This is a genomic window from Candidatus Kirkpatrickella diaphorinae (assembly GCF_025736875.1).
Classification (GTDB): Bacteria; Pseudomonadota; Alphaproteobacteria; order Acetobacterales; family Acetobacteraceae; genus Sorlinia; species Sorlinia diaphorinae.
In genome coordinates this window covers 916,854-941,447 of record NZ_CP107052.1, presented here as the reverse complement: position 1 = coordinate 941,447, position 24,594 = coordinate 916,854, and the positions used below count along the sequence as shown (strand labels likewise).

The 24,594-nt window shown below is 57.6% G+C and carries 24 protein-coding genes; 12 read left to right on the top strand and 12 right to left on the bottom strand.

Annotation, left to right across the window (positions count from 1 at the left end):
• The first annotated feature begins 30 nt into the window (after window positions 1–30).
• Both N5W20_RS04230 and N5W20_RS04225 read left to right on the top strand, forming a co-directional pair.
• A complete protein-coding gene (locus tag N5W20_RS04230; protein WP_319807664.1) occupies window positions 31–795 on the top strand; it encodes a dienelactone hydrolase family protein in 765 nt (254 codons plus the stop codon).
• A complete protein-coding gene (locus tag N5W20_RS04225; RefSeq protein WP_319807663.1) occupies window positions 785–2,170 on the top strand; it encodes an MFS transporter in 1,386 nt (461 codons plus the stop codon). The genes N5W20_RS04230 and N5W20_RS04225 overlap by 11 nt, the downstream gene beginning before the upstream one ends.
• A gap of 7 nt (window positions 2,171–2,177) precedes the next feature.
• Here the strand turns inward: N5W20_RS04225 and ubiA are convergent, their stop codons facing one another.
• Complete coding sequence (ubiA, locus tag N5W20_RS04220; RefSeq protein ID WP_319807831.1) at window positions 2,178–3,062, bottom strand: 4-hydroxybenzoate octaprenyltransferase; 885 nt, start codon at window positions 3,060–3,062, stop codon at window positions 2,178–2,180.
• Window positions 3,063–3,161: 99 nt separating this feature from the next.
• Between ubiA and N5W20_RS04215 the strand changes: the two genes are divergently transcribed.
• The 3 genes from N5W20_RS04215 to N5W20_RS04205 all read left to right on the top strand — a co-directional run bounded on the left by N5W20_RS04215 (window position 3,162) and on the right by N5W20_RS04205 (window position 5,991).
• Window positions 3,162–3,890: a 16S rRNA (uracil(1498)-N(3))-methyltransferase gene (locus tag N5W20_RS04215; RefSeq protein WP_319807662.1), complete on the top strand. Its 729-nt coding sequence runs from the start codon at window positions 3,162–3,164 to the stop codon at window positions 3,888–3,890.
• 64 nt (window positions 3,891–3,954) lie between these two features.
• Window positions 3,955–5,337, top strand: a complete 1,383-nt coding sequence (locus tag N5W20_RS04210) for a glutamate--cysteine ligase (RefSeq protein ID WP_319807661.1) — start codon at window positions 3,955–3,957, stop codon at window positions 5,335–5,337.
• A gap of 36 nt (window positions 5,338–5,373) precedes the next feature.
• Complete coding sequence (locus tag N5W20_RS04205; protein WP_319807660.1) at window positions 5,374–5,991, top strand: LolA family protein; 618 nt, start codon at window positions 5,374–5,376, stop codon at window positions 5,989–5,991.
• Here the strand turns inward: N5W20_RS04205 and rsmI are convergent.
• On the bottom strand, window positions 5,976–6,926 hold the full coding sequence (gene rsmI, locus N5W20_RS04200) for a 16S rRNA (cytidine(1402)-2'-O)-methyltransferase (RefSeq protein ID WP_319807659.1): 951 nt from the start codon (window positions 6,924–6,926) through the stop codon (window positions 5,976–5,978). The genes N5W20_RS04205 and rsmI overlap by 16 nt on opposite strands.
• Here rsmI and N5W20_RS04195 point away from each other — a divergent pair.
• A complete protein-coding gene (locus tag N5W20_RS04195) occupies window positions 6,926–8,320 on the top strand; it encodes a penicillin-binding protein activator (RefSeq protein ID WP_319807658.1) in 1,395 nt (464 codons plus the stop codon). The genes rsmI and N5W20_RS04195 overlap by 1 nt on opposite strands.
• A 58-nt stretch (window positions 8,321–8,378) precedes the next feature.
• On the opposite strand, the gene N5W20_RS04190 is transcribed toward N5W20_RS04195, so the two are convergent.
• The 6 genes from N5W20_RS04190 to pdxH form a co-directional block, all read right to left on the bottom strand.
• Window positions 8,379–8,777, bottom strand: coding sequence for a hypothetical protein (locus N5W20_RS04190; protein WP_319807657.1), 399 nt, complete (start codon window positions 8,775–8,777; stop codon window positions 8,379–8,381).
• Between the two features lie 163 nt (window positions 8,778–8,940).
• Window positions 8,941–9,870: a lysophospholipid acyltransferase family protein gene (locus N5W20_RS04185; RefSeq protein ID WP_319807656.1), complete on the bottom strand. Its 930-nt coding sequence runs from the start codon at window positions 9,868–9,870 to the stop codon at window positions 8,941–8,943.
• A gap of 2 nt (window positions 9,871–9,872) precedes the next feature.
• Window positions 9,873–10,856 carry a tetraacyldisaccharide 4'-kinase gene (gene lpxK / locus N5W20_RS04180; protein WP_319807655.1) on the bottom strand — a complete coding sequence of 328 codons (984 nt, stop codon included), beginning with the start codon at window positions 10,854–10,856 and terminating at the stop codon, window positions 9,873–9,875.
• Entirely contained in the window at window positions 10,853–12,811 is a 1,959-nt protein-coding gene (locus N5W20_RS04175) for a glycosyltransferase N-terminal domain-containing protein (protein WP_319807654.1), read from the bottom strand. The genes lpxK and N5W20_RS04175 overlap by 4 nt, the downstream gene beginning before the upstream one ends.
• Window positions 12,812–12,886: 75 nt before the next feature.
• Entirely contained in the window at window positions 12,887–13,768 is an 882-nt protein-coding gene (locus N5W20_RS04170) for a universal stress protein (protein ID WP_319807653.1), read from the bottom strand.
• Between the two features lie 157 nt (window positions 13,769–13,925).
• Window positions 13,926–14,546 carry a pyridoxamine 5'-phosphate oxidase gene (pdxH, locus tag N5W20_RS04165; RefSeq protein WP_319807652.1) on the bottom strand — a complete coding sequence of 207 codons (621 nt, stop codon included), beginning with the start codon at window positions 14,544–14,546 and terminating at the stop codon, window positions 13,926–13,928.
• A 135-nt stretch (window positions 14,547–14,681) separates the two neighbouring features.
• Here pdxH and fabI point away from each other — a divergent pair, with 135 nt between their 5' ends.
• Both fabI and aroC read left to right on the top strand, forming a co-directional pair.
• A complete protein-coding gene (gene fabI, locus N5W20_RS04160; protein ID WP_319807651.1) occupies window positions 14,682–15,524 on the top strand; it encodes an enoyl-ACP reductase FabI in 843 nt (280 codons plus the stop codon).
• An 8-nt stretch (window positions 15,525–15,532) separates the two neighbouring features.
• The gene (aroC, locus tag N5W20_RS04155) at window positions 15,533–16,651 is read left to right on the top strand and encodes a chorismate synthase (protein ID WP_319807650.1); all 1,119 of its coding nucleotides are present in this window, start codon (window positions 15,533–15,535) and stop codon (window positions 16,649–16,651) included.
• 13 nt (window positions 16,652–16,664) lie between these two features.
• Here the strand turns inward: aroC and N5W20_RS04150 are convergent, their stop codons facing one another.
• Window positions 16,665–17,099, bottom strand: a complete 435-nt coding sequence (locus N5W20_RS04150) for an OsmC family protein (RefSeq protein ID WP_319807649.1) — start codon at window positions 17,097–17,099, stop codon at window positions 16,665–16,667.
• Between the two features lie 352 nt (window positions 17,100–17,451).
• Here N5W20_RS04150 and N5W20_RS04145 point away from each other — a divergent pair, with 352 nt between their 5' ends.
• Together N5W20_RS04145 and N5W20_RS04140 are read left to right on the top strand one after the other, a co-directional pair.
• Window positions 17,452–19,347, top strand: a complete 1,896-nt coding sequence (locus N5W20_RS04145; protein ID WP_319807830.1) for a ribonucleoside-diphosphate reductase subunit alpha — start codon at window positions 17,452–17,454, stop codon at window positions 19,345–19,347.
• Window positions 19,348–19,473: 126 nt separating this feature from the next.
• Window positions 19,474–20,496, top strand: coding sequence for a ribonucleotide-diphosphate reductase subunit beta (locus tag N5W20_RS04140; RefSeq protein ID WP_319807648.1), 1,023 nt, complete (start codon window positions 19,474–19,476; stop codon window positions 20,494–20,496).
• 14 nt (window positions 20,497–20,510) lie between these two features.
• Here the strand turns inward: N5W20_RS04140 and N5W20_RS04135 are convergent, their stop codons facing one another.
• The gene (locus N5W20_RS04135; protein WP_319807647.1) at window positions 20,511–21,293 is read right to left on the bottom strand and encodes a tRNA1(Val) (adenine(37)-N6)-methyltransferase; all 783 of its coding nucleotides are present in this window, start codon (window positions 21,291–21,293) and stop codon (window positions 20,511–20,513) included.
• Between the two features lie 211 nt (window positions 21,294–21,504).
• Between N5W20_RS04135 and N5W20_RS04130 the strand changes: the two genes are divergently transcribed.
• Window positions 21,505–22,506, top strand: a complete 1,002-nt coding sequence (locus N5W20_RS04130) for a polyprenyl synthetase family protein (RefSeq protein WP_319807646.1) — start codon at window positions 21,505–21,507, stop codon at window positions 22,504–22,506.
• Here N5W20_RS04130 and murI read toward each other — a convergent pair.
• The gene (gene murI / locus N5W20_RS04125; protein ID WP_319807645.1) at window positions 22,503–23,357 is read right to left on the bottom strand and encodes a glutamate racemase; all 855 of its coding nucleotides are present in this window, start codon (window positions 23,355–23,357) and stop codon (window positions 22,503–22,505) included. The genes N5W20_RS04130 and murI overlap by 4 nt on opposite strands.
• A 2-nt stretch (window positions 23,358–23,359) precedes the next feature.
• Window positions 23,360–24,115 carry an orotate phosphoribosyltransferase gene (locus tag N5W20_RS04120; protein ID WP_319807829.1) on the bottom strand — a complete coding sequence of 252 codons (756 nt, stop codon included), beginning with the start codon at window positions 24,113–24,115 and terminating at the stop codon, window positions 23,360–23,362.
• Between the two features lie 199 nt (window positions 24,116–24,314).
• Between N5W20_RS04120 and N5W20_RS04115 the strand changes: the two genes are divergently transcribed.
• Window positions 24,315–24,551 carry a hypothetical protein gene (locus tag N5W20_RS04115; RefSeq protein WP_319807644.1) on the top strand — a complete coding sequence of 79 codons (237 nt, stop codon included), beginning with the start codon at window positions 24,315–24,317 and terminating at the stop codon, window positions 24,549–24,551.
• Window positions 24,552–24,594: the final 43 nt, after the last annotated feature.

Below are 24,594 nucleotides of genomic sequence, written 5' to 3'. Positions count from 1 at the left end.
TCAGTCAGACACTGTGACAGGAGAATCCACATGCTGATCAAACCATCAGAAGCGGTGGATATCGACACGCCATCCGGCAAAATGCGCACGCATTTATTCCGCCCCGCGCGCGAGGGACGTTATCCCGCCATCATTCTTTATTCCGAAATTTACCAGATGACAGCGCCGATTGAGCGCCTGGCCGCGATGATCGCCGGGCATGGCATGATTGTCGCTGTCCCGGAAGTTTATCATGAATATGAGCCCCCGGGTTCCGTCCTGTCATATGACAAGGCGGGGACGGATCGCGGTAATGAGCTGAAATATGAAAAGCCGGTCGCGCAGCATGATCGTGATCTGGCAGCGTTGATTTCAATGCTTCGAGAAGATGCGCAGTGTAATGGGCGTTTCGGCGCGTTCGGCGTATGTCTTGGGGGGCACTTATCCTTCCGCGCGGCGCTGAACCCTGCGATTGAGGCTTCCGTCTGCTTTTACGCCACGGACTTACATACGGCGACCCTAGGGGCCGGGCGTTCGGATGATTCCCTCCGGCGTGCCGCCGAAATCAAGGGCGAAGTCATGATGGTCTGGGGATTGCATGACCCTCACGTACCTTATGATGGGCGACGACTCATCCGGGACCAGCTTGAAAAAGCCAGGCTGCGCCTCTCCTGGCATGAGGTTGACGGGCAACATGCGTTTCTGCGGGATGGCGCGCCACGCTTCGATGCCACCCTCTTTTTATGGGGGATGAGTCAAAGCGTCGCCCTTTACCAACGACATTTCAGTATGGAGCGGCCCCTTCATGTCGGTTGAGGGCGCGGCGGCGCGTTACGGCCTGCCGCAAGGCGTCCGTTACCGCGCGATGTTCGCCGTCGTCCTCGCAGTCTTCATATCGGTTCTGGATTACGCGATCACAAACGTGGCCCTGCCGACGATCGCCAGAGAGCTTCACGTTACCTCTTCCCAGTCGATCTGGGCGATCAATGTCTACCAGCTTGCGGGCCTGGCCCTTTTATTTCCTGTTTCAGCTTTAGGGTCCAGGGTCGGATATGCACGTATATGCTGTATCGGGATCACGCTGTTTCTGGTGGCGTCCACATTGGCCGCGCTTTCCAGCTCTCTCTTGACATTGACGTTGGCGCGTGCCCTCCAGGGGGCGGGTAGCGCGTGCATTATGGGGGTCAATCTCGCGCTCATACGCTTTATCTATCCTCAGCACACGATCGGGAAAGGGATCGCCCTCAACAGCTTCGCACTCGGGCTTGGTGTGGCGTGCGGCCCGTCAATCGGGTCCGCTGTTCTGGCGCTGGCATCCTGGCAATGGATCTATCTGATCAATCTCCCCCTTGACTTGATCGCCCTGACCCTCGCCCTGACGTCCCTCCCCAAGACACCACTTTCGGAGCAGAAGCTCGATTTCAAGGCAATCGCGCTCAGCGTGCTGGCCCTGACACTAACGGTCATCGGACTGGATGCGCTCGTTCATGGTGGCGGGATTTCCGCTATGGGCTTTACCGCGCTCGGATTAGTGTGTGGTGTCTTGCTGGTCCGGCGTGAGAAGTTCTCGCAATTTCGGATCGTGCCGACGGATATCCTGCCCATACCGCGGATATTCGTCGCTTTCACTTGCGGTAATCTGGTCTATATCTCTTCCAATCTTTTCGTCATCGCGCTGCCATTCACGTTGGAGGCTGTGTTTAACCGTTCACCGTCAGAGGTGGGGTTGTTGATCACGCCCTGGGCGCTCTCCATCAGCATGATGTCCTTCGTCATCGGCAAATGGACGGACCGTTTGCCCGCCGCACAAATTTGTGCCTTTGGCCTCTTCCTAATGGGGGCGGCATTCCTCCTGATGTGGCTCCTGCCGGCATCCGCCTCAAATTTCTCCATCGCCTGGCGCGTTGCGATCGGCGGATGCGGGTTCGGGCTGTTTCATCCACCGAATAACCGGGTCCTTATGGTCGCCACCCCGCAAGGGCGGGAGGGCGGCGCCTCCGGGCTTGTATCCGTTGAGAGATTGGGAGGGCAGACAATGGGGGCGTTGTGCGTCGCGGCGATCTTCCGCCTCAGTGGTCATGAGACGACAGTATGTTTGCTGGCGGCTTCCATCATCGCCTTTGCGGGGTCGATTATGAGTTTGGGCCGGGAATATCTCATCTCATTGGGAGAGCGCACGCGAAGCGCCTGAGGGGTCATCAGACGATGCGACCGATTACGAGGGAGGCGGCCAGAGCCAGACCATATAAGACGTTGCTTTTAAATAATTTAAGGCAATGTGGCGGGTCATCAGGGCGCAAGGTAAAAATCTGATATATCAGGATCAACGTCGCAAATGCGCCACAAGGCCAGAAGAGTCCGTCAACCTCTGCCAGTAAGGCGCTGGCCGTAAAGAGAATTGTCGCCAGAGCATAACAGATTGTGACGAAAAATTTCGCTTTTCCACGCCATAAAAGTGAGGTGGATTTGACGCCGATACGGGCATCATCCTCAATATCCTGAAAGCCGTAAATCGTATCAAAGCCGAGCTGCCAGAAAATCGTGCCGGCATAGAGGCAGAATGCGGTCATATCGAGCCGCGCGGCCGCGGCGGCATATCCCATCGGGGCCCCGAACCCGAATGTAAATCCCATGACCAATTGGGGCCACCACGTTACGCGCTTTGCCGCCGGGTAAAAAGCCACGAGCAAAAGCGCGATTGGCGCAAGATACCAGCAGAGCACGGGCAATTGCGCCAGCACAGCACAGCCCAGAGCCAGTAATACAGCCAGAAACAGAAGCGCGTTTTTCACCCGGATCTGCCCGCTGGCGAGAGGTCTCACCGCTGTGCGCGCGACCTGGGCATCAATATCCCGATCCCATAAATCATTCACGACACACCCTGCCGAACGCATGACCAGCGCACCAAGGGCGAAAAGCAGGATCAGGCGAAGACTGGTTCCATCCATGACAGGGCGCGCCAGAAGGATGCCCCAGAAGCCCGGCAGAAAAAGCAGCCACGTGCCCACCGGGCGATCCAGCCGTGCCAGAAGAAGATATGGTCGGACAGGACGTGGGAAATACCGCACCCAACCCTGTGTCATGACATCTGTATGAAATTGAGGGGCTGAATTCACCTTTTGCTCCACCTATATCATCCCTGCCTCTATACGCTGCTGAGGACACACCACAGGGAAGATTGCATGAAGGATAGTCCAAGAATTTTCGTCCCCCAATCGGAAAAGAGCTTCTCGCCAGGGCTTGAGCAGCGCCTTAACCCCGCGCAGGCGCATTATCTCGGCACGGTGATGCGGCTGACTTCCGGAGATGAGGTGCGGATTTTCAATGCCGGTGATGGTGAATGGTCAGCGCGGATAGATATGATGCGCCGGGGAGAATGTCGTGTCGTGCTCTCATCCTGTCTGCGCCCTGGCGTGATGGCGGGTGAATTACAGGGCGCGACGCTCGCTTTCGCGCTCTTGAAACGTGATGCGACAGATCTGGTGATCCGCATGGGCACGGAGTTGGGTGTCCGGCATTTTATCCCCCTCGTGACGGAGCGCACAAACACCCATCGTGCGAATTTGGCCCGTCTAAGCGCCATCGCAATCGAGGCCGCGGAGCAATGTGAGCGCCTCGACATCCCGGAGATCGCGCCCATCACGTCGCTTGCGTCCTTCCTGCAATCCCGACCGGCGGGCACGCAGGTTTTCGTGGGGTTGGAGCGCAGCAACGCGCCCTTCCCAACCCGGATTCCCACCTCCTACGTCTTTCTCGTCGGCCCGGAGGGTGGATTTTCCGAAAGAGAGGTGTCAGAATTGAAAAAACTTAATGATGTTTGCGCCATTTCGCTGGGTAAGACGGTGTTACGCGCAGATACGGCGGCAATAGCGGGGCTTTCCGCATTGTCCATTGTGGCGCAAAATGCCTGAGGGCTTCCTTTTATATGACAACTGAACATTCCATGACCGACCTTGCGGAGTTTTACTGTTAACGATGTCGAACCCCGGTGATCATGACGCAACGCCCATCACGTCCTCCAAGCAACTTTATGACGTTCTGGCGCGCGGTATAAAGCCGCGGTCATCCTGGCGCATCGGCACGGAACATGAAAAATTCGGTTTCGTCCTTCCTGATGCGCAGGATGGCCGCGCGCCTTACGCACAGCCTGCTTATCGCCCGAAAGGCATTGAAGCGCTCTTCTCAGCCATTGAAGCGGATGGCGCGGAATGGACGCCTATTGAGGATCGTGGCGCCGTGATCGGCATGAAAGGTCAGGGCGCATCCCACGGTGCCTCCCTCTCGATTGAACCTGCCGGGCAGTTCGAACTTTCCGGTGCGCCGTTGGAAACGCTGCATGACACCAGAGCCGAAATGCAACATCACTTCGATCTGATTCGCGGCCCCGCCGAAGCGCTGGGTCTCGGTTTTGCGCCTCTCGGATTCCATCCCTTTTTAAAGCGGGATGAGATGATGTTCATGCCGAAAAGCCGTTACGCCATCATGCGGCAATATATGCCGAAAGTCGGCACACGTGGTCTGGACATGATGACGCGCACCTGTACCGTCCAGGTCAATCTTGATTTTGGCTCTGAAGAAGACATGGCGCGCAAAATGCGTGTCTCGCTGGCCTTGCAGCCTCTCGCGACTGCACTCTTCGCCAATTCTCCCTTCGTGGAAGGGCGGCCCAATGGCTATCTTAGCAACCGCGCCCTCGTCTGGACGGACACAGATAATGTGCGCAGCGGCATGCCCATGGTATTTTTTGATGATCAGTTCGGCTTTGAGAAATATGTTGATTGGATATTGGATATCCCGATGTATTTCATCATGCGTGACGGGAATATCATCGACGTTGCCGGTGCATCCTTCCGGGAATGGCTGGCAGGGCGCCCTGACCCGCGCCTTGCCGCTTATACGCCATCTGTCGGGGATTTTGAGGATCACATCACCACAGCATTTCCGGACGTGCGCCTGAAGCAGTTTCTGGAGATGCGCGGCGCTGATGCCGGCACGCCGGAAATGATGCTGGCCCAATCCGCTTTATGGGCCGGGCTGCTTTATAATCCCGAGATTTTACGGGAGGCGGAAAAACGGGTCAGGCAACATGATTGGCGCACTTATGCGGCGCTTCGGGCGGCCGTGCCGAAAAGCGCGATGAATGCGGCTTTTCCCGGCGGCTTGCGCAACCTTGCCCGCAACGTGCTTACCATGGCGGAAGCCGGGTTGAAGGCCCGTCAATTTGGGGAAGAAATGTATCTTCAGCCTTTGATGGAGATCGCTGATGGCGGCCCAACCCAGGCTGAAAAATGGCTGGCGCGCTATCATGGCGCATGGGCAAGCGATGTGCGGCGGATTTTCGACGAGGCGCGTGTCTGAAAAACTATATTGCGTGGCATGAGGGAAAGCGTAACGATGGTGAAAGCAAAATTCTTCGCATTGGCCGCTTTAGGGAGCGCCCTCCTGATCCCGCATGCGCGCGCCGACGCGGAAATTTCGCTTTTGCCGACCCAGAAAGGTTGGGTGGCGCGCATCGCGGAGACCATCCAATCCATACAATCATCCCGGTCACATTTTGAGCAGTTGGCCCCGGATGGCACCGTCTCCCATGGTACAGTCTGGCTCGACCGTCCCGGTAAGATGCGCTTTGCGTTTGAGCGCCCGGAGACGCTCCTCATCGTCGCCAACCATGGCAAGCTTGTCTATCAGGATAAGGAGCTGGAGCAGGTGACCTCCCTGCCGCTCGAAAGCACGCCACTCAACCTTCTTCTGCAAAGCAAGGTCGCGTTTTCAGGTTCGGTTTCCGTCACCGGTTTTCAGGAGGATGGGCGCGATATCCATCTGACGATTATTCAAAAGGGGAAGGCAGAAGAGGGAAGCCTGACTTTGGACGTTCAGAAATCGCCGCTTGTTCTGCGCGGATGGCGGGTCGTTGACGCGCAGGGTCAATCGACACAGGTCACACTTTCTGACACGCAGTTCAATGTCCCGATGCCCGCAAAATTATTCAACCTCCCTCAATCGTCAGATTGATCGGTCGTTTTTCCCAGGATCAGGGCGAGGCGATAGACATCGCGTTTGGGAAGGTTCAGTTGCGCGGCAATGGCAGCGGCGGCATCTTTGACGGTTTGCGTCTCCAGAGCTGTTTTAAGAAGCGTTTCGAGCTGTTCCGGCGCGGGTGCGGTTTTCTCCGCCGGTGCCAGCACGATGGTAATCTCGCCGCGCGGTGGATGGGCTTCGAAATGTGCGATCAGCGCCGATAAGGTCCCGCGTCGCGTCTCCTCAAATTTCTTTGTCATTTCCCGAGAGACAGCCCCCCATCTCTCGCCCCCGAAAACATTCCGCATACATCTCAAAGTGTCGCACAGGCGATGCGGGGCTTCGTACCAGATGAGCGTCGCCTGATAACCCTGCTGCTCCAGCGCGTCGATCTGCGCCAGGGCACGGCGGCGCGCACCGTCTTTTGGCGGGAGAAAGCCATATACGCTGTAAGGCAAAGGCGGGAAGCCGGAGAGAGTCAGTGCCATACTGGCGGCGTGCGGACCGGGTATGGCCTCGATCCGGATATTTTCCGCGATGGCCTGCCGCGTCAGTCGAAAGCCCGGATCGGAAAGAAGCGGCGTGCCCGCATCGGAGACCAGCGCGATATGCGCGCCGCTTTTGAGCTTTTCGATCAGTGAAGGAATACGACGCGATTCATTGAAATCGTTAAAACTTTGCGTCCTCTGTGAAACGCCGTGCGCTCTGAGGAGTTTTGCGGTGACGCGCGTGTCTTCACACAGGATCAGCGCTGCTGTCCTTAATGTTTCCACGGCGCGATGCGTCATGTCGGCAAGGTTGCCGATTGGCGTTGCAACAAGCGATAAACACCCATTGGGATGTTGCGCGCTTGTTGATACAGTGCCGCCATCGGAAGGCGTCACAACGCTGCGCGATATATCAGGGGATTTCTTTGAAGACGATGACAATGCGGACTCCAGATCACGCTCAAACTGCGATCAGTCTCTCTTCGCGTGTTTTGCTGCGCTTATGCAAGAGCGCTGCAAGCCTGACGGGCCTCGCCCTCATCCTCACAGCCTGCGGTGGCGGTGGCGGTGGCGGTGGCGGTGGCGGTGCGGGTGAAGGGCCTTATATGCATGGCGGCGCAGGCTTTATGGCGCAGAAAAAGCCGCCAGCGGACATCATCATGTTTGCGCCGTTAAGCGGGCGGGACCAGCGTATCGGCACCCAGATGGCCAATGCGGCCCGACTGGCCCTCCCCGGCGCGACAAGCCAGGGCCTGGCGATTGAGGATGAATCCGTCCTTTCCGAATCCGACGATATCGCGCGCGCGGCGCTTGATCGGGGGCAGAAGCTGCAACTCGGCCCCCTTCGCGCCTCGCATGCGGAGCGGGTGGAGTCGCTGAGTGAGGGGGCCATGGCGCCGACCCTGGCTTTTACGAGTAATGACAATGTCTCCCGTCCGTCCATGTGGGTGATGGGCGTGACCCCGGCGCAGCAGGTGGCGCAAATGGTGGATGCGGCGCAGAAACGCGAGAAACGCTCAAAATTTGCGGCGTTTCTTCCGGATTCAGCGCTTGGACATGCGCTCGGTGATGCGTTGACACGGGCTTGTGCCGCAGGTGGCCTCGCCGCCCCGACCGTGACCTTCCATGATGGCACTGAGGGGGATATCAAGACCAAGTTGGGTGATCTGTTGAAGATGGCGCCTCACAAGACTGACGCGCCGAAAGCGACGGGGGTGGCCGCGAACCCGACCGATTCAGAGCCCGACGCCATCGACCCGACAGGCGTAAGCACCGCGGATGAAGCTGGGAAGCTGGCAGATGCTTCCGGGAATGCGCAGGCCGGGGCGGGATTTGACGCCCTCCTTCTGGGCGATACGGGGTTGACCCTTCAGACGGATATCAACGTCCTCGACGCCAGCGACGCGGATCTGAAGAAAATGCGCATTATGGGGCCTGCTTTATGGCGGGGCTTTTCGGCCAAGCTGGGCAAATTGGGTGGCGCCTGGTTCGCAGCGCCTGACCCGAGTTTCCGGCGCGGCTTCGTTGCAAAATATCGGGCGCGTTACGGTGTCGAACCCTCAATTCTTGCTGACGTCGCTTATGACAGCGCAGCCCTCGCGGGCGCGATGATGCGGGAGGGCGGCGTGATGGGCGCGGCCTCATTGACGCGTGCAACAGGTTTTGCCGGGGTAGACGGCATTTTCGCCCTCAAACCTGATGGTACGGTCCGGCGCGGCCTGGCCGTGTTTGAAATTTTGCCGATGGGAGGCTTCAAAATGGCATTCCCCGCGCAGCGACGTTTTGACGAGTCACCGGCAACGCCAGCGAAGCCGGACGCTTCAACCTCCAGCTAAGTGGGGTCACCCTTACGGATCGCGAGATGCGCGCCTGACAAATGGGGCGCGCGTGGTTTCAGCCCTGCAGAAGAAACGACTCGGCGTTGCTGACAGGTTTTTCCTGCAGCGCGATAACGGGTCGGATTGCGGCCAAAGCGTGCTCAAAACTTCGATATTCGCCAATAACGTGGTCGCGAATGGCATCAGACACTACCCATTTCAGCCCGGCGGGACCGATGAGATAAGCAGGGTCGGCGCTCTCACGCACCCAGACGACAACCTGTCTTTGCACAGCTTTTCCGGAAGCGCTGTCGACTGAGACGATATCCGCGTCGCAAAGCCCCATGCGCTGCCCGGCTTTCAACCATCTTGCGAGATAGGCAAGATGTCGGTCGGTCACGCGGGCATGGAGCGTGACGACGTTATTCTCGGGGGGGAGGTCGTTTTTATTAGAGCTGCAGGCAGGACGCGACATTGTTCAGCATTCCTTCTTTGACCGAGGATGCTTCCAGCTAAGCCTCTAAAGCGCGGTTTAACAACCGAAAAACCGGTTAACAGGCGAATTTCCGTCATCACACTTTCATGATGTTGCGAAATTACAATGTTCATTTATGCATGGCAGCCATGCAAAAACCCGTTCAAGCGCGCGGTTTTACCGGAAGCGCATAAAAATGGCGGGGCCAACGACGGTGAAGCAGCAACCATTGGTCGGGCGTCTCGCGAATCCAGGCCTCAAGCTGATCGTTCAGTTGCTGCGTCAGCATTTCAACGTCCTTCTGCCGATCACCTGTCGCGACCGGCGTAAAAGGTTTCTCGACACGCAGATGTAGTCGCGCCGGGCCGACCCGCCGCATGACGCCGGGCACGATGATGCATTGATATTTGAGTGCGAAGCTCGCCGTTGCGGAGGCCGTCATGGCTTCCTCACCAAATAATGTCGCGACAATGCCGTCATTCATCTTCTGATCACCCAGCACGCCGAGTCGACCCCTGTTTTTAAGGTGTGCCATCGCAGCGCGCGCCCCTCGCGCCCCTTTCGGGAACATGGGCACGGCTTGTCCCGCCGCTTTCTGCCGGAGGGCGGCGATCAATCTGTTAATCAGGGGGTTGGAGGCTTCACGATAAAATGGCGCAAAAGCGAGGCCATAAGAGGCCACGATGGGGGGCAGCATCTCCCAATTGCCAATATGGCCGGAAAAGAAAATGATCGGAACATCGTGATCACGAAGGGCAAGGAGATGGTCCTCCCCCTCAATCCTCCAGCCCGGGTCGGATGCCTTATCTTTTTCAAGGTGCGATAAATGGGGAAATTCCGCGAGTGTTGCGCCGATATGTCCCCAACTGTTTCTGACCAGGCGGGCGCGTTCAGCGGCGGAAAGATGGGGCAGCATCAGGCGCAGATTGATGTCAGCAATGCGTGAGACGGGGGCCCACTTCCCGATCATCCTTGCAATAGCGGCTCCGAGGCGCGATGCTTTTTGCGGCGCCATGCGGGAGAACCCGTAAAGCAGCGCACGTGCCAGCATATATTCCAGTCGATGCCCGACGCGTTTCCAGCGGCTCGCCACCGTCAATGCTTCCAGACCTGTTTGAGAAGACGTTCAACCGCCTCAGGCCGGTCCCATTTAAGCGCGACATGGATGACCTGCACCTGCTCACGAAACCAGGCAGGCAGCTTGACGGCATCTTTCGCGGTGGTGACAAGCTGCATTTTCGCGGTTTGAGAAAGGCCGATCAGGCGCTGACAATCGCGATCCGTATAATCATGATGATCGGGAAAGGAAATTTCCCGCGATGCGGTGATACCTGAATCCGTCAACATGCTGAAAAATTTTGAGGGTCGTCCGATACCGGCAAAGGCGATGACGCGCTGCCCCTGTAAACGCCGAAGATCCGTACCGGGGATGAGCTGGGCGCGGAGGATGGTTTTGCCCGGTGGAATTTTCGCGGCAAGGGATGTTTTGTCTTCACCGATGAGAATGACGGCATCTGCCTTCATCAATCCCCTCTCAGCGTCTTCACGTAAGGGGCCTGCGGGGATGACATGGCGGTTGCCAAGCCCCACTGCACCATCAATGATGACGATACGCAGTGTCTTGGCAAGCCCGGGATTTTGCAGCCCGTCATCCATGATGAGGCAATCCGCCCCGGCCCCGATGGCCGCCAGCGCGGTTTGCCGCCGGTCACGGCCGATCCATACGGGCGCGTCACGGGCCAGCATGATCGGCTCATCACCCGCTTCACGCGAGGTCATGATTTCTACGTCAATGCGCAAAGGGCCTTTCAGCCGCGCCCTATAGCCGCGTGATAAGATGTGCGGCGTATGGCCTTGGGCCTGCAGACGCTGTGTCAGCTCTCGCACCACGATTGTTTTGCCCGTTCCCCCGACGGAGAGATTGCCGCAACATATCACCGGCACGGACACGGTGAGCGGTCGGGCCAGGCTTTGACGTATCTTATGGGCAAATCTGACGATGAGGGAAAAGGGTGTCAGCAGACGTTGTTGAAACGTGGCGTGCGGCACATGCCAGAAGCGGGGCGCCATCACCTTCATAGGCCGGTCATCGCACTGACACGCGCAACAAGTGTATTGGCGAGGACCACGAAACGATCTGACTGGTTTTCATCGCCGTTCTGATCCGGGCGGGATGGTTGTGACGGGTTGGTTTCCTGGCTGACCCATGCCGCAAGGCTTTGCGCATCATTGACGGTGGTGAAGCGCGTGCCGAGCTGCTGATAAGCCTCCAGAAAATTGGCGCGGTAGGGCCCGGTGGCGCAGGGTGCGCCGGCATGCAGCGCCTCATAGGGGTTATGGCCGCCACCATGGGGAAGAAGGGAATGACCGATAAAAATGAAATCAGCCAATTGGTAGAAGAGTGCCAGTTCACCCAGCGTGTCCGCCACCCAGATGGCATCCTCTTCCCCCGGTAATGCGCCTTGGGAGCGTCGGGGGAAGGCCGGATTGCCGAGTTCAGCAACTTCCGCGCCGCGTTCAGGGTGCCGCGGGATGATAATGCCGAGGAGGTTTTTCACCTTACGCCGCGCCAACGCGATGGCGTCGATAATGATCGGCTCCTCCCCTTGATGCGTCGAGGACACGGTAAGCACCGTGCGATCTTTTAAAGCATGGCGCATCGCGTTGAGCGCTTCCTCATCGACGGCGGAAGCGGGGGCGAGTTCCTTCAGATCTCCGACACAGAAAACGTTTTTCGCGCCGAGGCGGTCATATTGCGCGGCGTCATCCGCACCCCGTGACGCGACGAAAGCAAGGCGCTCAAAGACAGGGCGCGTCAGGAGGGCGGTCTGCCGCCAACGCGAAAAGGATTTTTGAGAAAGCCGCGCATTCAGCAATCCGACCGGCACCCCGCGCCGGCTGCATTGCCGCAGCCAACCCGGCCATAATTCACTATCCGTCAGAAGAAGCCCGACCGGCCTCCAGTGATTGAGGAATCGCCGCGTTGCGCGAACCACATCATAGGGCGCGAATTGATGGATAAGCCGCTTGCGATGGGCTTGGGTTAAGCGCTCCCTATGACGCGCCACGGTCTCACAGCCGGTCACGGTCGCGGTTGTGATCAGAATGGTGACGCGTGGCCAGGCATCAAGGAATCGTTGCAGCAGGGGCAGGATGGATCTGACTTCACCGACGCTCGCGGCATGGAGCCATAAAATATCCCCGCCAGGGCGCGGGACACTGGACCGGCCGAACCTTTCCTCCAGCCGCTCGGCGATTTCCTTGCCGGACTGGACACGCCTGGCGGCGAGGCGACGCAGATAGATGGAGGCGGCGAGGCCGACCCAGGGCCAGATCAGGTCAATCACATAATGACGGCTCGCGCGATAAGCATGTGCGGCCCGCTGATCCGCCGCCGCGATCTGCTGCGCGAGAAGTTCGGTGGAGGCACCTGAGGGGAGCGGCGTGCCATGGCAAAGATAGCCGCGACCAAAGGGAAGGGGGACGCGCATTCTGTCCCATGTCTTGAGCCGCACGGCGCGGCAGGCGCCCCCAACCGGTACGCTGACACGACGTGAGAGCCGACCCAGCGCCGTCGCCCCGGCCTGCACGTTTTCCGCCGGGCCGCGCGGGCCATCCGGTGTGATGGCCAATAAAGCGCCGCCCTCCAACGCTTTCACGCCTGCACGCAGGGCGCGGGCACCCCCTTTATTCTGTCCGCGCTTATTGCTTGAACCTTCAATGCCGATAATGTCCCATGGCGCGACCGTGCGGCGGATGAGGCGCCCATCACGGTTGCGACTGATCAGCACATTGAGGCGAAGCGCGCCATTTCGGGTGCGCGCCCACTTCCACAAAGCCGGGAGGAGAAGGAGATTCCGGTGCCAGAAAGCGACGATCGCTCCCGGATGGCGTGAGGCCGGGATCTGAATAAGCACGTTTCGGCCCGCATGCGGCCCGATAATGCGCCAGCGCGTCGTTCTGAGGGCCAAACCGAGATAGGCACGCGCGACGGAAGGCAGAATTTTTCGAGACAGCAGGCGGCGTTTGGACATTTCTGGTTTCAGACAACGGAAAATGTGTAAAATGTGACAATGTCAGCCTCGTCTTAAGTTAAAAACGCCTGAATGTCACCGCGACATCAATACCGTTAAATGTCCCTCCTCAAGTATATGCCGGGTGACGCCACCCAGAATCATCTGCCGCAAGCGTGAGTGGGAATAAGCGCCCATCGTCAGCATATCGGCATTGACCTCCCGACAGGTTCTTAACATGCCTTCCCCCACATTGCGGTCAATCGCCGCGAATTGATGGATAGGGGCGGTAATGCCGTGTAATTTCAGGTAGGATTGCACGTCGGCACTGGTCGGGCCGCGACGTTGATATTCATCACTCGTCAGGATGGTCACCTCCTCAGCCTGACGCAGCCATTTCATGCTGGCTTCGAGGGCCCGGGCGCATTCCTGCGTGCCATTCCACCCGATGCAAATGCGGGACCCGGCGCTTTTCGGCGGGGTGGGCGGAGCGATCATCAGAGCATGTCCGCTTTCAAACAGCACACCATGAATGACCTCGGAAGCTTTGGGGTTCTCCTGCTTTCCGAGGAAGGGCACGATCGTGACATCGCTCAGGCGCGCCCGCCAGATAATGGCTTCATTTGCCGGGGGCTCGGAAAATTCCAGACTCGCCGTGCGCGTTTCCGGGTTTTCCTCACCAATGTGATTTCTTGAAATCTGCGCGATATGATGCCGTTCAAGAAACATGTTGAAGTTCAAGCGGGTTTTGAGCGTCTGACGTTGGCCCTCATGCTCCGCCGCATCAACCATATCCTGTATCAGCGCGCCGGAAAGCCCTTCCCCCGCGAAGGCGGCGGCCTCATTCGGGTCATCACTGACGAAGACGGCGGAAATATGGGCGCGGAAACGTTGGGCCTGGATAAAAGCGGTCGCGAGGACAGATTCCAGGTGGTCTGAATCATAGAGGGGGACCAGGATGTCTTTAACGCTGTACATGATGATCAAACTCCATTTTCCCTGCTGAGGTCCGATGCGCGACGTGCGGATTTCATGCCGTCGGATGGGCCACAGGGCAGCTTATCAGCCTGAAAAAATACTTTCCATCGCGTCAAAATGGGCGGGTCCTTCCATTGGCCGCGCCGAGAGGGGGCCGCTAAGGGTAAAGTCGCGTCACGCTCCAGGTTTCGTCTTCGGGGGATGACCGTGTCCAGACGGCGCGATCATGCATTCGGAAATCCCGGTCCTGCCAGAATTCCATGAGGGCAGGGTTAACGCGAAAGCCTGACCAGTTATCAGGGCGTGGCGGCTCCGTGGCCGCGTAACGTGCCTCCGCATCCTGAATGCGTTTTTCATAAATCGCGCGGTCAGAAAGAGGGCGGGATTGATCTGATGCAATGGCGCCAATGCGCGACTCACGGCGTCGACTCGCGAAGTAACGATCCGCCTCCGCCGCGCTGACGGCGCTGACATGGCCTTCAATACGGATCTGACGTCGGAGGGACTTCCAATGAAACAGCAGCGCCGCGTAAGGGTTTCCAGCGAGTTCCCGCCCTTTGCGGCTTTCCAGATTCGTGTAGAACACGAAACCCCGCCGGTCATGCCCTTTCAACAGAATGGCACGGAGGGAGGGGCGGCCTTGAGGGGTCGATGTTGCGAGATACATCGCGTTCGGGTCGTTCGGTTCCGACTTTTCCGCAGCGTCAAGCCATGCGTCGAAAATGGAGAAAGGATCAGAGGACAAATCGATCAATGGTGCAGAATCGTGATCAGACAATGTCAACCTCCCCGTTTCCCGGTCACCGTAGCATCTGCACACTTGTTTGCCACGCGGTGTTGTGCGACGAAGGCAAAGAAATCCTCAATTTCGTTATATTGTCGAGACAGCAGGCTTACGCAGGGAGTGATATCCATGTCCAATAATGTGTCCGAGACGCCGAAAGGCAACTTGATGGCGGGCAAACGCGGACTCGTTATGGGAGTCGCCAATGATCGGTCGATCGCGTGGGCGATCGCTTCCGCCTGTGCGGCGCAGGGGGCGGAACTCGCTTTTACCTACCAGGGTGAGGCGCTGGGCAAAAGGGTGCGGCCCCTCGCTGAGTCCATTGGCGCGCCCCTCGTCGTGCCCTGTGACGTCAGCAGTGATGAAGATATCGACGCTGCTTTTGCAGAAATCGAGAAGAAATGGGGTAAAATCGACTTTCTTGTCCATGCGATTGGCTGGGCGGACAAGCAGTATCTACGTGGGCGTTATGTCGACACGCCGCGTGATGCTTTCCTGAAAGCCATGGATATTTCCGTCTATTCCTTCACGGCCGTGGCGCAGCGTGCGGCCGCCCTCATGAAGGATGGCGGCTCCATCCTGACCATGACCTATTATGGCGCTGAACGCGTCATGCCGCATTATAATGTGATGGGCGTCGCCAAAGCGGCTCTGGAAGCCTCTGTGCGCTATATGTCCACGGATCTCGGCAGGGATAATATCCGGGTCAATGCCATTTCCGCCGGGCCGATCATGACGCTCGCCGCCAACGGGATCGGCGATTTCCGCTATATATTGCGTTGGAACCAGCTTAATGCGCCGCTTGAGCGCAATGTCACCTTGCAGGATATCGGGGGTTCCGGGCTTTATTTCCTCTCCAGTCTCAGCAGCGGCGTCACGGGGGAGGTGCATCATGTTGATTGCGGCTATCACGTCATTGGAATGAAAAACCCTGACGCGCCGGACATCGCTGTCGTCTCACCTGAAGGCTGAGCGCAGCGATGTCCTACAACACGTTCGGGCGTCTTTTCCGCGTCACGAGTTGGGGTGAAAGCCACGGCCCCATGATTGGCTGCGTCATTGACGGATGCCCGCCACGCGTCAGTCTGTCGGAGGCGGATATCCAGTCCTATCTGGATGAGCGCAAACCGGGCCGCAGTCGATTTGTCACCCAACGTCGTGAGGCGGATCAGGTGCGCATCATGTCCGGCGTGTTTGAAGGGTTGACGACGGGGACACCGATTTCCCTCATCATCGAAAATACGGATCAACGCTCCCGCGATTATGGCGACATCGCCGCCCGTTACCGGCCTGGCCATGCGGATTATACATATGACCGGAAATATGGCATCCGGGATTATCGCGGCGGTGGCCGTGCCTCCGCGCGTGAGACGGCCTGCCGCGTTGCTGCCGGTGCTGTTGCCCGCAAGGTTATGGCGCATCTTGGTGCGACGCCCCCGATAATCAAAGGGGCGTTGGCGCAGATCGGTGACATCGCCGCGGATCGTTCCCGGTGGGACTGGACGGCAACGCGGGATAACGCGTTTTTCGCCCCGGACCCGGAGATTGTGCCCTTATGGGAAAAGCAAATTGATGAGGTGAGAAAAGCGGGCTCATCCATCGGCGCGATTATTGAGATCGTCGCGGACTCCGTGCCCGAGGGGCTGGGCGCACCCGTAAGCGCCAAGCTCGATGCGGATCTCGCCCATGCGATGATGGGTATTAATGGCGTCAAAGCCGTTGAAATCGGAGATGGTTTTGCCGTGGCCGCTTTACGTGGTGAGGAAAATGCGGACCCGATGCGTCAGGAGAACGGGAAAACCATCTTTGAGAGCAATCATGCAGGGGGCATTCTCGGCGGTATTTGCTCCGGTCAACGGATTATCGTGCGCTTCGCGATCAAGCCGACAAGTTCCATCCTGATCCCCGTCCCCTCCATCAACCGGGATGGTGAGCGGGTGGAGGTGGCGACAAAGGGGCGACATGACCCATGCATCGGCATTCGCGCGGTGCCGGTCGGGGAGGCAATGATGGCGTGCGTCCTGCTGGATCACATATTGATGGACCACGCTCAGAATCACTGGGGCCGGGGGCGGAATCAACCCCCGGGCCAGACTTGAGACGATGAGGCCATTATGATGGGTTTAGCCTCGCGCTCAACGTGATCTGTGCGCGGAAGAGTTTGGAGATCGGGCAATTCTCCTTCGTCATATTCGCCAATTGCATAAATTTTTCTTGATCAAGATCGGGGGCGGAAACCTGAACCTCAAGGGCAATATGCTTGACTTCAAAACTCTCTCCCGCCTTATCGAGTGAGACAATGGCCTTGGCATCAATCTGTTTTGCCACATGCCCGGCATTTTCAAGCGCCAGGGAGAGGGCCATGGCGTAGCACCCCGCCAGGGCGGCGCCAGCAAGTTCCTCCGGATTCGTGCCGGGTTTGCCTTCAAACCGTGTATTGAAACCGTAAGGTTGATCTTTCAGGCTCAGGCTTTCTGTTGAAATTGTCCCATGTCCCGATTTGATGCCGCCGGCCCAACGGGCCTGCGCAGATTTCCGGATGGCCATGTCATTCATCCTTTCTTTTTCAATTTAAAATCCTTGTGACGAGAGAGCCACAGCATGCCTGATCTTCAAGGCCGGATTCAACGTCAGGCCTCATTTTTTGACTCTTAAAATCGACGCGTAGAATTTTTTTAAGAAACTAGAAGCATCTGGAATCTATTCAATAGGGCACTACATATTGTATAGCCATCGGGGCAAACATCACTAGATGTTGCGTCGACCCTCATACGGTCCGCGATTGCAGCCTTTGCCTGGTTGGCATCAACATAGAGAGTTTAGGAGATGTCAGGTGAGCCTGCAGTCTGATTTGTTTGTCACAGGCGACGCGACTGAAGCAGGAGTCGACGGCGCCATTATGCCGCCACCCCGTATTGAGGTGGCGCCTGAGCCCGATATGTTTGATGACATCATCCACCTGGAAGGCCACCACCCCATCCGTGTCGACCGAAGCCGCGATGCGCTGCTGACGGATTTCGGGCGGGCGACGCTGGATAATCGCTACCTCCTGCCCGGAGAGCGTTATCAAGACCTTTTCGCGCGCGTTGCATCTTATTACGGCGCGGATGCTGACCATGCCCAGCGCATCTATGATTACATCTCGCAACATTGGTTCATGCCCGCGACGCCCATCCTCTCCAATGGCGGCACCACGCGGGGCCTGCCGATTTCCTGCTTCCTCAATGAGGCGGATGACAGTCTGCGCGGTATTGTTGATCTCTGGAATGAAAATGTCTGGCTGGCCTCGAAAGGCGGTGGGATTGGCTCCTATTGGGGTAATCTGCGCTCAATCGGGGAAAATGTCGGCAAAAACGGCAAAACCTCGGGTGTCATCCCTTTCATCCGCGTGATGGATAGTCTGACCCTCGCCATTTCGCAGGGGTCACTCCGTCGCGGTTCTGCGGCGGTTTATCTGCCTGTCTGGCATCCGGAAATTGAAGAATTTGTCGAGATGCGCCGCCCGACAGGGGGTGACCCTAATCGCAAGGCCCTTAACCTGCATCATGGTGTGCTGGTAAGTGATGACTTTATGCGGGCTGTTGAAAATGACGAGGAGTGGCCACTCCGCTCCCCGAAAGATATGGCGGTGATCCGCAATGTCTCCGCCCGGCAGCTCTGGATTCGTATCCTCACGGCACGGATGGAACAGGGTGAACCGTACATCGTCTATAATGACCACGTGAATCGCGCACGGCCCGAGCATCACAAACTGGCCGGGCTTGAGGTCAAGACGTCCAATCTCTGCGCCGAAATCACCCTCCCGACCGGTATTGACCATCATGGTCAGAAGCGGACGGCGGTATGCTGCCTCTCCTCCCTGAATCTGGAAACATGGGATCAATGGCACGATAATCCCCAATTTATTGAGGATGTCATGCTGTTCCTGGATCGTGTGTTGCAGGACTTCATCGACCGCGCGCCGGAGGATATGGATCGCGCACGTTACGCTGCCATGCGGGAGCGCTCCGTCGGGTTGGGCGTCATGGGGTTTCATTCCTTCCTGCAAGCGCGCAACATCCCGTTTGAAAGCGTGATGGCGAAAGTCTGGAATAAGCGCATCTTCGCCCATATTCGCACTGAGGCGGATAAAGCATCCCGCCATCTCGCTGAAACGCTCGGCCCCTGCCCGGATGCGGCGGAATATAATGTGCAGGAGCGCTTCTCCCATAAAATGGCGATCGCGCCCACAGCGTCGATCTCGATCATTGCCGGCAATGCCAGCCCCGGGATTGAGCCAATCGCCGCCAATGTCTTTCTTCAGAAAACCCTTTCCGGTTCCTTCACCGTGCGCAACCGCCATTTGCTGCGCCTGCTGGAGGAGAAGGGGCAGAATAATGAGGCGGTCTGGTCAAACATCACACTCAATAAGGGGTCGGTGCAGCATCTTGATTTCCTGTCGCAGGATGAGAAAGATATCTTCAAAACGGCGTTTGAGCTGGATCAACGTTGGGTGATTGAACATGCGGCGGACCGCGCCGGGTTTATCTGCCAGGCCCAGTCGCTCAATATCTTCCTCCCGGCGGATGTGCATAAGCGAGACCTCCATCAGATCCATCACATGGCGTGGAAGCTGGGTGTCAAATCGCTCTATTACTGCCGCTCACTTTCAATCCAACGCGCGGATACGGTTAGCCATGTTGCGGTTAAAAGTGATATTTTCAACGCGGATGAAGATACACAGCCAGCCGCTGCGGATGCCCGCGCGCCCGGAAGTGGCGGGAAAAATTATGATGAGTGTCTCGCCTGCCAATAAGGGCAGGGGAGACATCATCCCCGCGCGGTTTATCGATTGAACGACCTCCCCCGGTTCGGGAAGGTGTTGACTTGCGGCGCTGCCTCTCAGGGTTTTGCCGCGCCCGACTCTAAAGGCAAGCTTACGATGTCAAAGACTTCAAAACAGGTTGGTCACAATTTCGATACCGAGCATTTCGACCTGATGACGGCGAATCCGGTTTATAAGCCCTTCCGTTATCCTTGGGCTTATGATGCGTGGCTGACGCAGCAGCGCGTCCATTGGCTGCCGGAGGAAGTGCCCCTTGCGGATGACGTCAAAGATTGGCATCGCGTCCTCAATGAGGCGGAACGTCATTTAGTGACGCAGATTTTCCGTTTCTTCACCCAGGCGGATGTCGAGGTGAATTCCGCTTACATGAAATATTACAGTCAGGTTTTTAAACCGACTGAAGTCCTGATGATGCTCTCATCCTTCTCGAATATCGAGACCATTCACATCGCGGCTTATTCACATCTCCTTGATACGATTGGCATGCCGGAAACTGAATATTCCGCATTCCTCAAATATAAGGAGATGAAAGATAAATATGATTTCATGCAATCCTTCAATATTAAGAATAAGCGGGAAATCGCCAAAACGATGGCGGCCTTCGGTGCTTTCATGGAAGGGCTACAGCTTTTCGCGTCTTTTGCCATTCTGCTGAATTTTCCGCGATTTAATAAGTTGAAAGGGATGGGCCAGATCATTTCGTGGTCCGTTCGTGACGAGACACTCCATTGCCTGTCCATGATCCGCCTGTTCCGGACTTTTATCCGGGAAAATCCCGAGATCTGGACTGAGGATTTCCGTGCGGAGCTGGCGGGCGTCTGTCAAACCACCGTCTCGCACGAAGATGCGTTTATCGACCTCGCTTTTGAAATGGGCGCGGTGGAGGGTCTCGATGCCGACCAGGTCAAGCGCTATATCCGGTATATTGCGGACCGCCGTCTGACCCAGCTCGGCCTGGATGTCATTTATAATATCGAGGAAAACCCGCTTCCCTGGCTTGATGACATGCTCAATGCAGTGGAGCACGCTAATTTCTTTGAAAATCGTGCGACGGAATATTCCCGCGCTTCCACCACGGGCTCATGGGAAGAGGCTTTTGAAACGCATGTCTTTGAGTGACATGTTTCTGCCCGTCAGGGGATAAGTGCCGCGCCATCACAGAGCACATGTCGGGTTTCTGCCGTATATTGCCCGTTTTCCTCATGAATAATGAGCCCGGGCGATATCGCCGTCCCCGCACGCCCGCCCAGAACCGCCTGTAAAAGCACGATTTTGGCGCGGCGTCCGGCTTTCGGCCAGAGTGGAAACAGGGTGATACTCCCGAACTCCGCCTCATGCAGGCACCGCATCGCCTCACACACGGCCGCCGCAGGGAGGGCGAGGCTGAGCGTCCCACCAGGCATCACCCAGGCCGCCAGCGCGGTGATCCAGCAGGACCAGCCATTGCGGTCGCAGAACAGGGCGCGACGACGGCGCGGATGGCTTGTCGGCGTCGCACCGGAGGGATGCCACGGTGGGTTGGCGAAAGCATGGTGGAAGCGCCCATTCGCATTACGGCATGTCTGACGCAGGGAGCGTGGCATGTCTGGGATTTCCGCCTGGAAAAGCGTGTAGCCGCTGACGTGATTTCGGTCGAGGTTGAAGCGCGCCAGGGCGACCGTATCTGCATCGGCCTCAATACCTGTCAGATGCAGGCCGGTGACGCGCGCATTGAGGCACAATAACCCGGCACCCGCCCCGCAACCCGCCTCAAGAATGGACTCGCCTGGTCGCGCGGGGACCAATGCCGCGAGCAGCACAGGCTCCAGCCCTGTCCGATATCCGTTAACGAACTGCGTGTAGGTGACGCGGCCGTGATGCAGCGTGTCGTGGGTGACGTCACCCGTCATCTCTGACGATAGCTCTGGCTTGACCAATTTTAACGACCCGCTCATATGGTTGTCGCGATCGCCCGACTTACCATGCCAGGCACCCTGAAGTCAGCATGATCACGGAGCCTTGTGAAGTTGAGTTGATCGCCTTATCTTCGACCCTCTCGGGTTTGACAGGGCTCAAAAGGGTCGTGACTGCGTTTTGGAGGGCAGAAATGCCACGATGCATCCCACCTCCAAAGTTGAAGAGGATCTTATGAGCAAGGACGACGTCGCGCTGCAAGCTTTATTCAATTACCTCAGGGAGGATACGGAAGCCTGCAACCGTGAAATCGTGGCCCGCATGGAAAGCCCGGTGCCGCTCATCCCCCAATTAGGGGCGCATCTGGTGGCGGCGGGCGGTAAACGGTTGCGCCCCCTTCTGACACTGGCCTCCGCCTATTTATGTGGCTATCACCCATCGCCCCAGCGCAGGCGTCATGTCGGCCTCGCCGCCTGCGTGGAATTTATCCACACCGCCACATTGCTGCATGATGATGTTGTTGATGAGAGTGTCTTACGGCGCGGTGCAGCCTCCGCGAATGCCGTGTTTGGTAACAAAGCTTCCGTCCTTGTCGGCGATTTTCTGTTTGCACGTTCCTTCCAGCTCATGACGGAGGATGGATCGCTGCCCGTCATGGCGGTGCTTTCCCAGGCGGCGGCGACGATCGCGGAGGGGGAAGTGCTGCAAATGTCGATGCAGAACGACCTGGCAACCTCTGAAGAAACTTACCTCAAAGTCATCCATGGCAAGACGGCGGCATTATTCGCGGCTGCCTGCCGGGTTGGCGCCATTATCGCGGACAGCCCGTCAGAGGATGAAAAAGCCGTGGAAGATTTCGGCACCCATCTCGGGATCGCATTTCAATTGGTCGATGATGCGCTGGATTACGTGGCGGATGAGAAAATTCTCGGCAAGACCGTTGGTGATGATCTGCGGGAAGGCAAAATCACGCTGCCCCTCCTCGTCGCCTACCGCCAGGCGGAAGAAAAGGACCGCCAATTCTGGGAACGGGTGGTGAATGAGGGGAAATGGCAGGAGTCAGACCTGGCCGAAGCGCTGCGCCTTATTCAGAAAACCCACGCCGTTGAAGAGACCATGCGCCGCGCACAGTCTTTTGCGGAGAAGGCCGTCGCGGCACTTGATGTGTTCCCTGAAAGTGAGATCAAATCCCTGCTTTCCGACACCGCATTATATGCGGCCAGGCGGGCCCATTAACCGGCTGATGACGTTTCCCCGCTATCCCGGACACTGAAATCCTCATAGCCGAAACGCTTGATGGCCCTGCGCAGACCGGCAGGGTCAAAAGGTGGCGCGGTCATGATAAAACGCCCCTTGCCCGCCATGTCGGTTTCAGACGCGGCGTTTTTGCCATGCGCAGGTTGTTCAGCGAGGATTTTGAGGGCCTGACGGGCAACAGCCTCTGCGGGGTCGAGAAGCGTGACATGTAGGGGGCTCGCATTTTGTAACGCCTCACGCAGAAATGTGTAATGCGTGCAGCCAAGGCCGATCACATCAACTTGATCCCCATGTGGCTGGGAAAAGACGGCGTCAAGCTCTGCCCGCACCGCATCCTGCGATATGGCCTCCCCCACAAAAGCGCGCTCCGCCAGATCGGCGAGCTGGCGACCGCCATGGATGATCATGATGTCTTTCGGGGCGAAATCTGCTTTGAGGGCAGCCAGATAGGGGCGGCGTGCCGTCGCCGCCGTTGCGAGTATCGCGAAAATTCCGGTTTTCGACTCACGCGCAGCCCACCGCACTGGCGGTACGCAGCCGATAAAAGGCACGGTCAACGCGTTGCGCAGCGCGCCTAAAGCGAGGGTGCTGGCGGTGTTGCAGGCGATAATGACGGCGTCCGGCTGGTGCGCATCGATAGCTGCCCGGATGAGGGAGATGATGCGCGCTGATAAAATCTCGTCCGGCTGCTCACCATAGGGAAACACGGCATTATCCGCCAAATAATCAATACGGAGCCCGCTGTCCCCCATCTGGCGCAGTGCATTGACGACACCTAAACCCCCGATACCGGAATCAAAAACAAGAACATGTCGGGGGGAAGGGTTCATTTTCAGCTTTCGGAACGGCTCTTGAAGGCAAGTGCTTCCTCAACGCTGCTGACCCCGCCATGGCTGCCGGACCATTTGCAAGGGTCTTCGAGAAAACGCCGTACTTCAGAAATATCGCGCTCCGAAAAATAATTCTTGCTGGCGCAGGCTTCAATCACGTCCCACCAGGTGCAAAGCGCGTGGAGATTGATGCCAAGTTCATTCAAGGTTTTTTGAGCACCGGGGAAAACACCGTAGAAGAACACCACAAAAGTGTGATCAACGACCGCGCCTGCCTTGCGCAATGCTTCGGCGAAACGCACTTTGGAGGCCCCGTCTGTCGTCAGATCCTCGACCAGCAGGGTGCGCATATTCTCGGGCACGTCGCCTTCAATCTGCGCATTCCGGCCGAAACCCTTGGGCTTTTTGCGCACATAAGCCATGGGCGTCATCAGGCGGTCCGCAATCCAGGCCGCAAAGGGGATGCCGGCTGTTTCACCGCCGACAACGCAATCGAGACTTTCGTAACCAATGTGCCGACCGATCTTCTCAACCGCGAGTTCGATGATTTTGGCACGGGCGCGGGGGAAGAAGATAATTTTGCGGCAATCAATGTAAACAGGCGACTTCCAGCCCGACGTCAGAGTGTAGGGATCTTTGGGTCGAAAGTTGATCGCTTTGATCTCAAGGAGAATTTTGGCCGCTGTTAAGGCCGCATCGCGGTCCCATTGCGTCGCGCCGACGGTCATATGTCCTTGGGGTGTGCCGGTAAGGGCCATCACAAAATCTCCATCAAATTTGCACGAAAATAACGGGTTTTCGTCGCCGCGCAAAGTGTTAAGCTGTTGCATCATCGCCAGCATGCGTCGTTCTCTCGCAAAGAGGGTGGTAAAACCCCTGTGCAACTCTTGCCAGCGATCTCAAAAGAGTTTTAATCTGCAACCTTGTTGAACTCGCCGCGCATAAGGACATCGCTCCGTGAACGTCAATATAGATCACATCACGCGCAATTGTGAGCGCGCTGTTATCACCGCTTATGCCGAGCTTACCGAGCACGGTCAGGCTGATCGGCAGGCTTTCGATGCCTGCACGACCCTTTATCGGATTTACCACCCTGAGGCGTCAATCAGTGAAGCGCGGCTTCTCGTCTCGGAATGGATTGATCATCACATCGTGCGGCAGGATCGCGGCGCGACACGCGGCTGTGAATGCTGAGTCCATAGGGCGTCTCCTCGGGCCAGCCGTGACCCGCGCAGGC

Bases quoted from the DNA above. Each gene is read 5' to 3' on its own strand.
- N5W20_RS04195 (WP_319807658.1), top strand. From the start codon at position 6,926: ATGCGGACTCCAGATCACGCTCAAACTGCGATCAGTCTCTCTTCGCGT.
- N5W20_RS04170 (WP_319807653.1), bottom strand. From the start codon at position 13,768: ATGTACAGCGTTAAAGACATCCTGGTCCCCCTCTATGATTCAGACCAC.
- aroC (WP_319807650.1), top strand. From the start codon at position 15,533: ATGTCCTACAACACGTTCGGGCGTCTTTTCCGCGTCACGAGTTGGGGT.
- murI (WP_319807645.1), bottom strand. From the start codon at position 23,357: ATGAACCCTTCCCCCCGACATGTTCTTGTTTTTGATTCCGGTATCGGG.
- N5W20_RS04130 (WP_319807646.1), top strand. From the start codon at position 21,505: ATGAGCAAGGACGACGTCGCGCTGCAAGCTTTATTCAATTACCTCAGG.
- N5W20_RS04120 (WP_319807829.1), bottom strand. From the start codon at position 24,115: ATGGCCCTTACCGGCACACCCCAAGGACATATGACCGTCGGCGCGACG.
- N5W20_RS04175 (WP_319807654.1), bottom strand. From the start codon at position 12,811: ATGTCCAAACGCCGCCTGCTGTCTCGAAAAATTCTGCCTTCCGTCGCG.
- N5W20_RS04150 (WP_319807649.1), bottom strand. From the start codon at position 17,099: ATGGCCATCCGGAAATCTGCGCAGGCCCGTTGGGCCGGCGGCATCAAA.
- fabI (WP_319807651.1), top strand. From the start codon at position 14,682: ATGTCCAATAATGTGTCCGAGACGCCGAAAGGCAACTTGATGGCGGGC.
- N5W20_RS04140 (WP_319807648.1), top strand. From the start codon at position 19,474: ATGTCAAAGACTTCAAAACAGGTTGGTCACAATTTCGATACCGAGCAT.
- N5W20_RS04145 (WP_319807830.1), top strand. From the start codon at position 17,452: ATGCCGCCACCCCGTATTGAGGTGGCGCCTGAGCCCGATATGTTTGAT.
- N5W20_RS04225 (WP_319807663.1), top strand. From the start codon at position 785: ATGTCGGTTGAGGGCGCGGCGGCGCGTTACGGCCTGCCGCAAGGCGTC.
- N5W20_RS04215 (WP_319807662.1), top strand. From the start codon at position 3,162: ATGAAGGATAGTCCAAGAATTTTCGTCCCCCAATCGGAAAAGAGCTTC.
- lpxK (WP_319807655.1), bottom strand. From the start codon at position 10,856: ATGAAGGTGATGGCGCCCCGCTTCTGGCATGTGCCGCACGCCACGTTT.
- N5W20_RS04190 (WP_319807657.1), bottom strand. From the start codon at position 8,777: ATGTCGCGTCCTGCCTGCAGCTCTAATAAAAACGACCTCCCCCCCGAG.
- ubiA (WP_319807831.1), bottom strand. From the start codon at position 3,062: ATGACACAGGGTTGGGTGCGGTATTTCCCACGTCCTGTCCGACCATAT.
- N5W20_RS04230 (WP_319807664.1), top strand. From the start codon at position 31: ATGCTGATCAAACCATCAGAAGCGGTGGATATCGACACGCCATCCGGC.
- N5W20_RS04210 (WP_319807661.1), top strand. From the start codon at position 3,955: ATGTCGAACCCCGGTGATCATGACGCAACGCCCATCACGTCCTCCAAG.
- N5W20_RS04205 (WP_319807660.1), top strand. From the start codon at position 5,374: ATGGTGAAAGCAAAATTCTTCGCATTGGCCGCTTTAGGGAGCGCCCTC.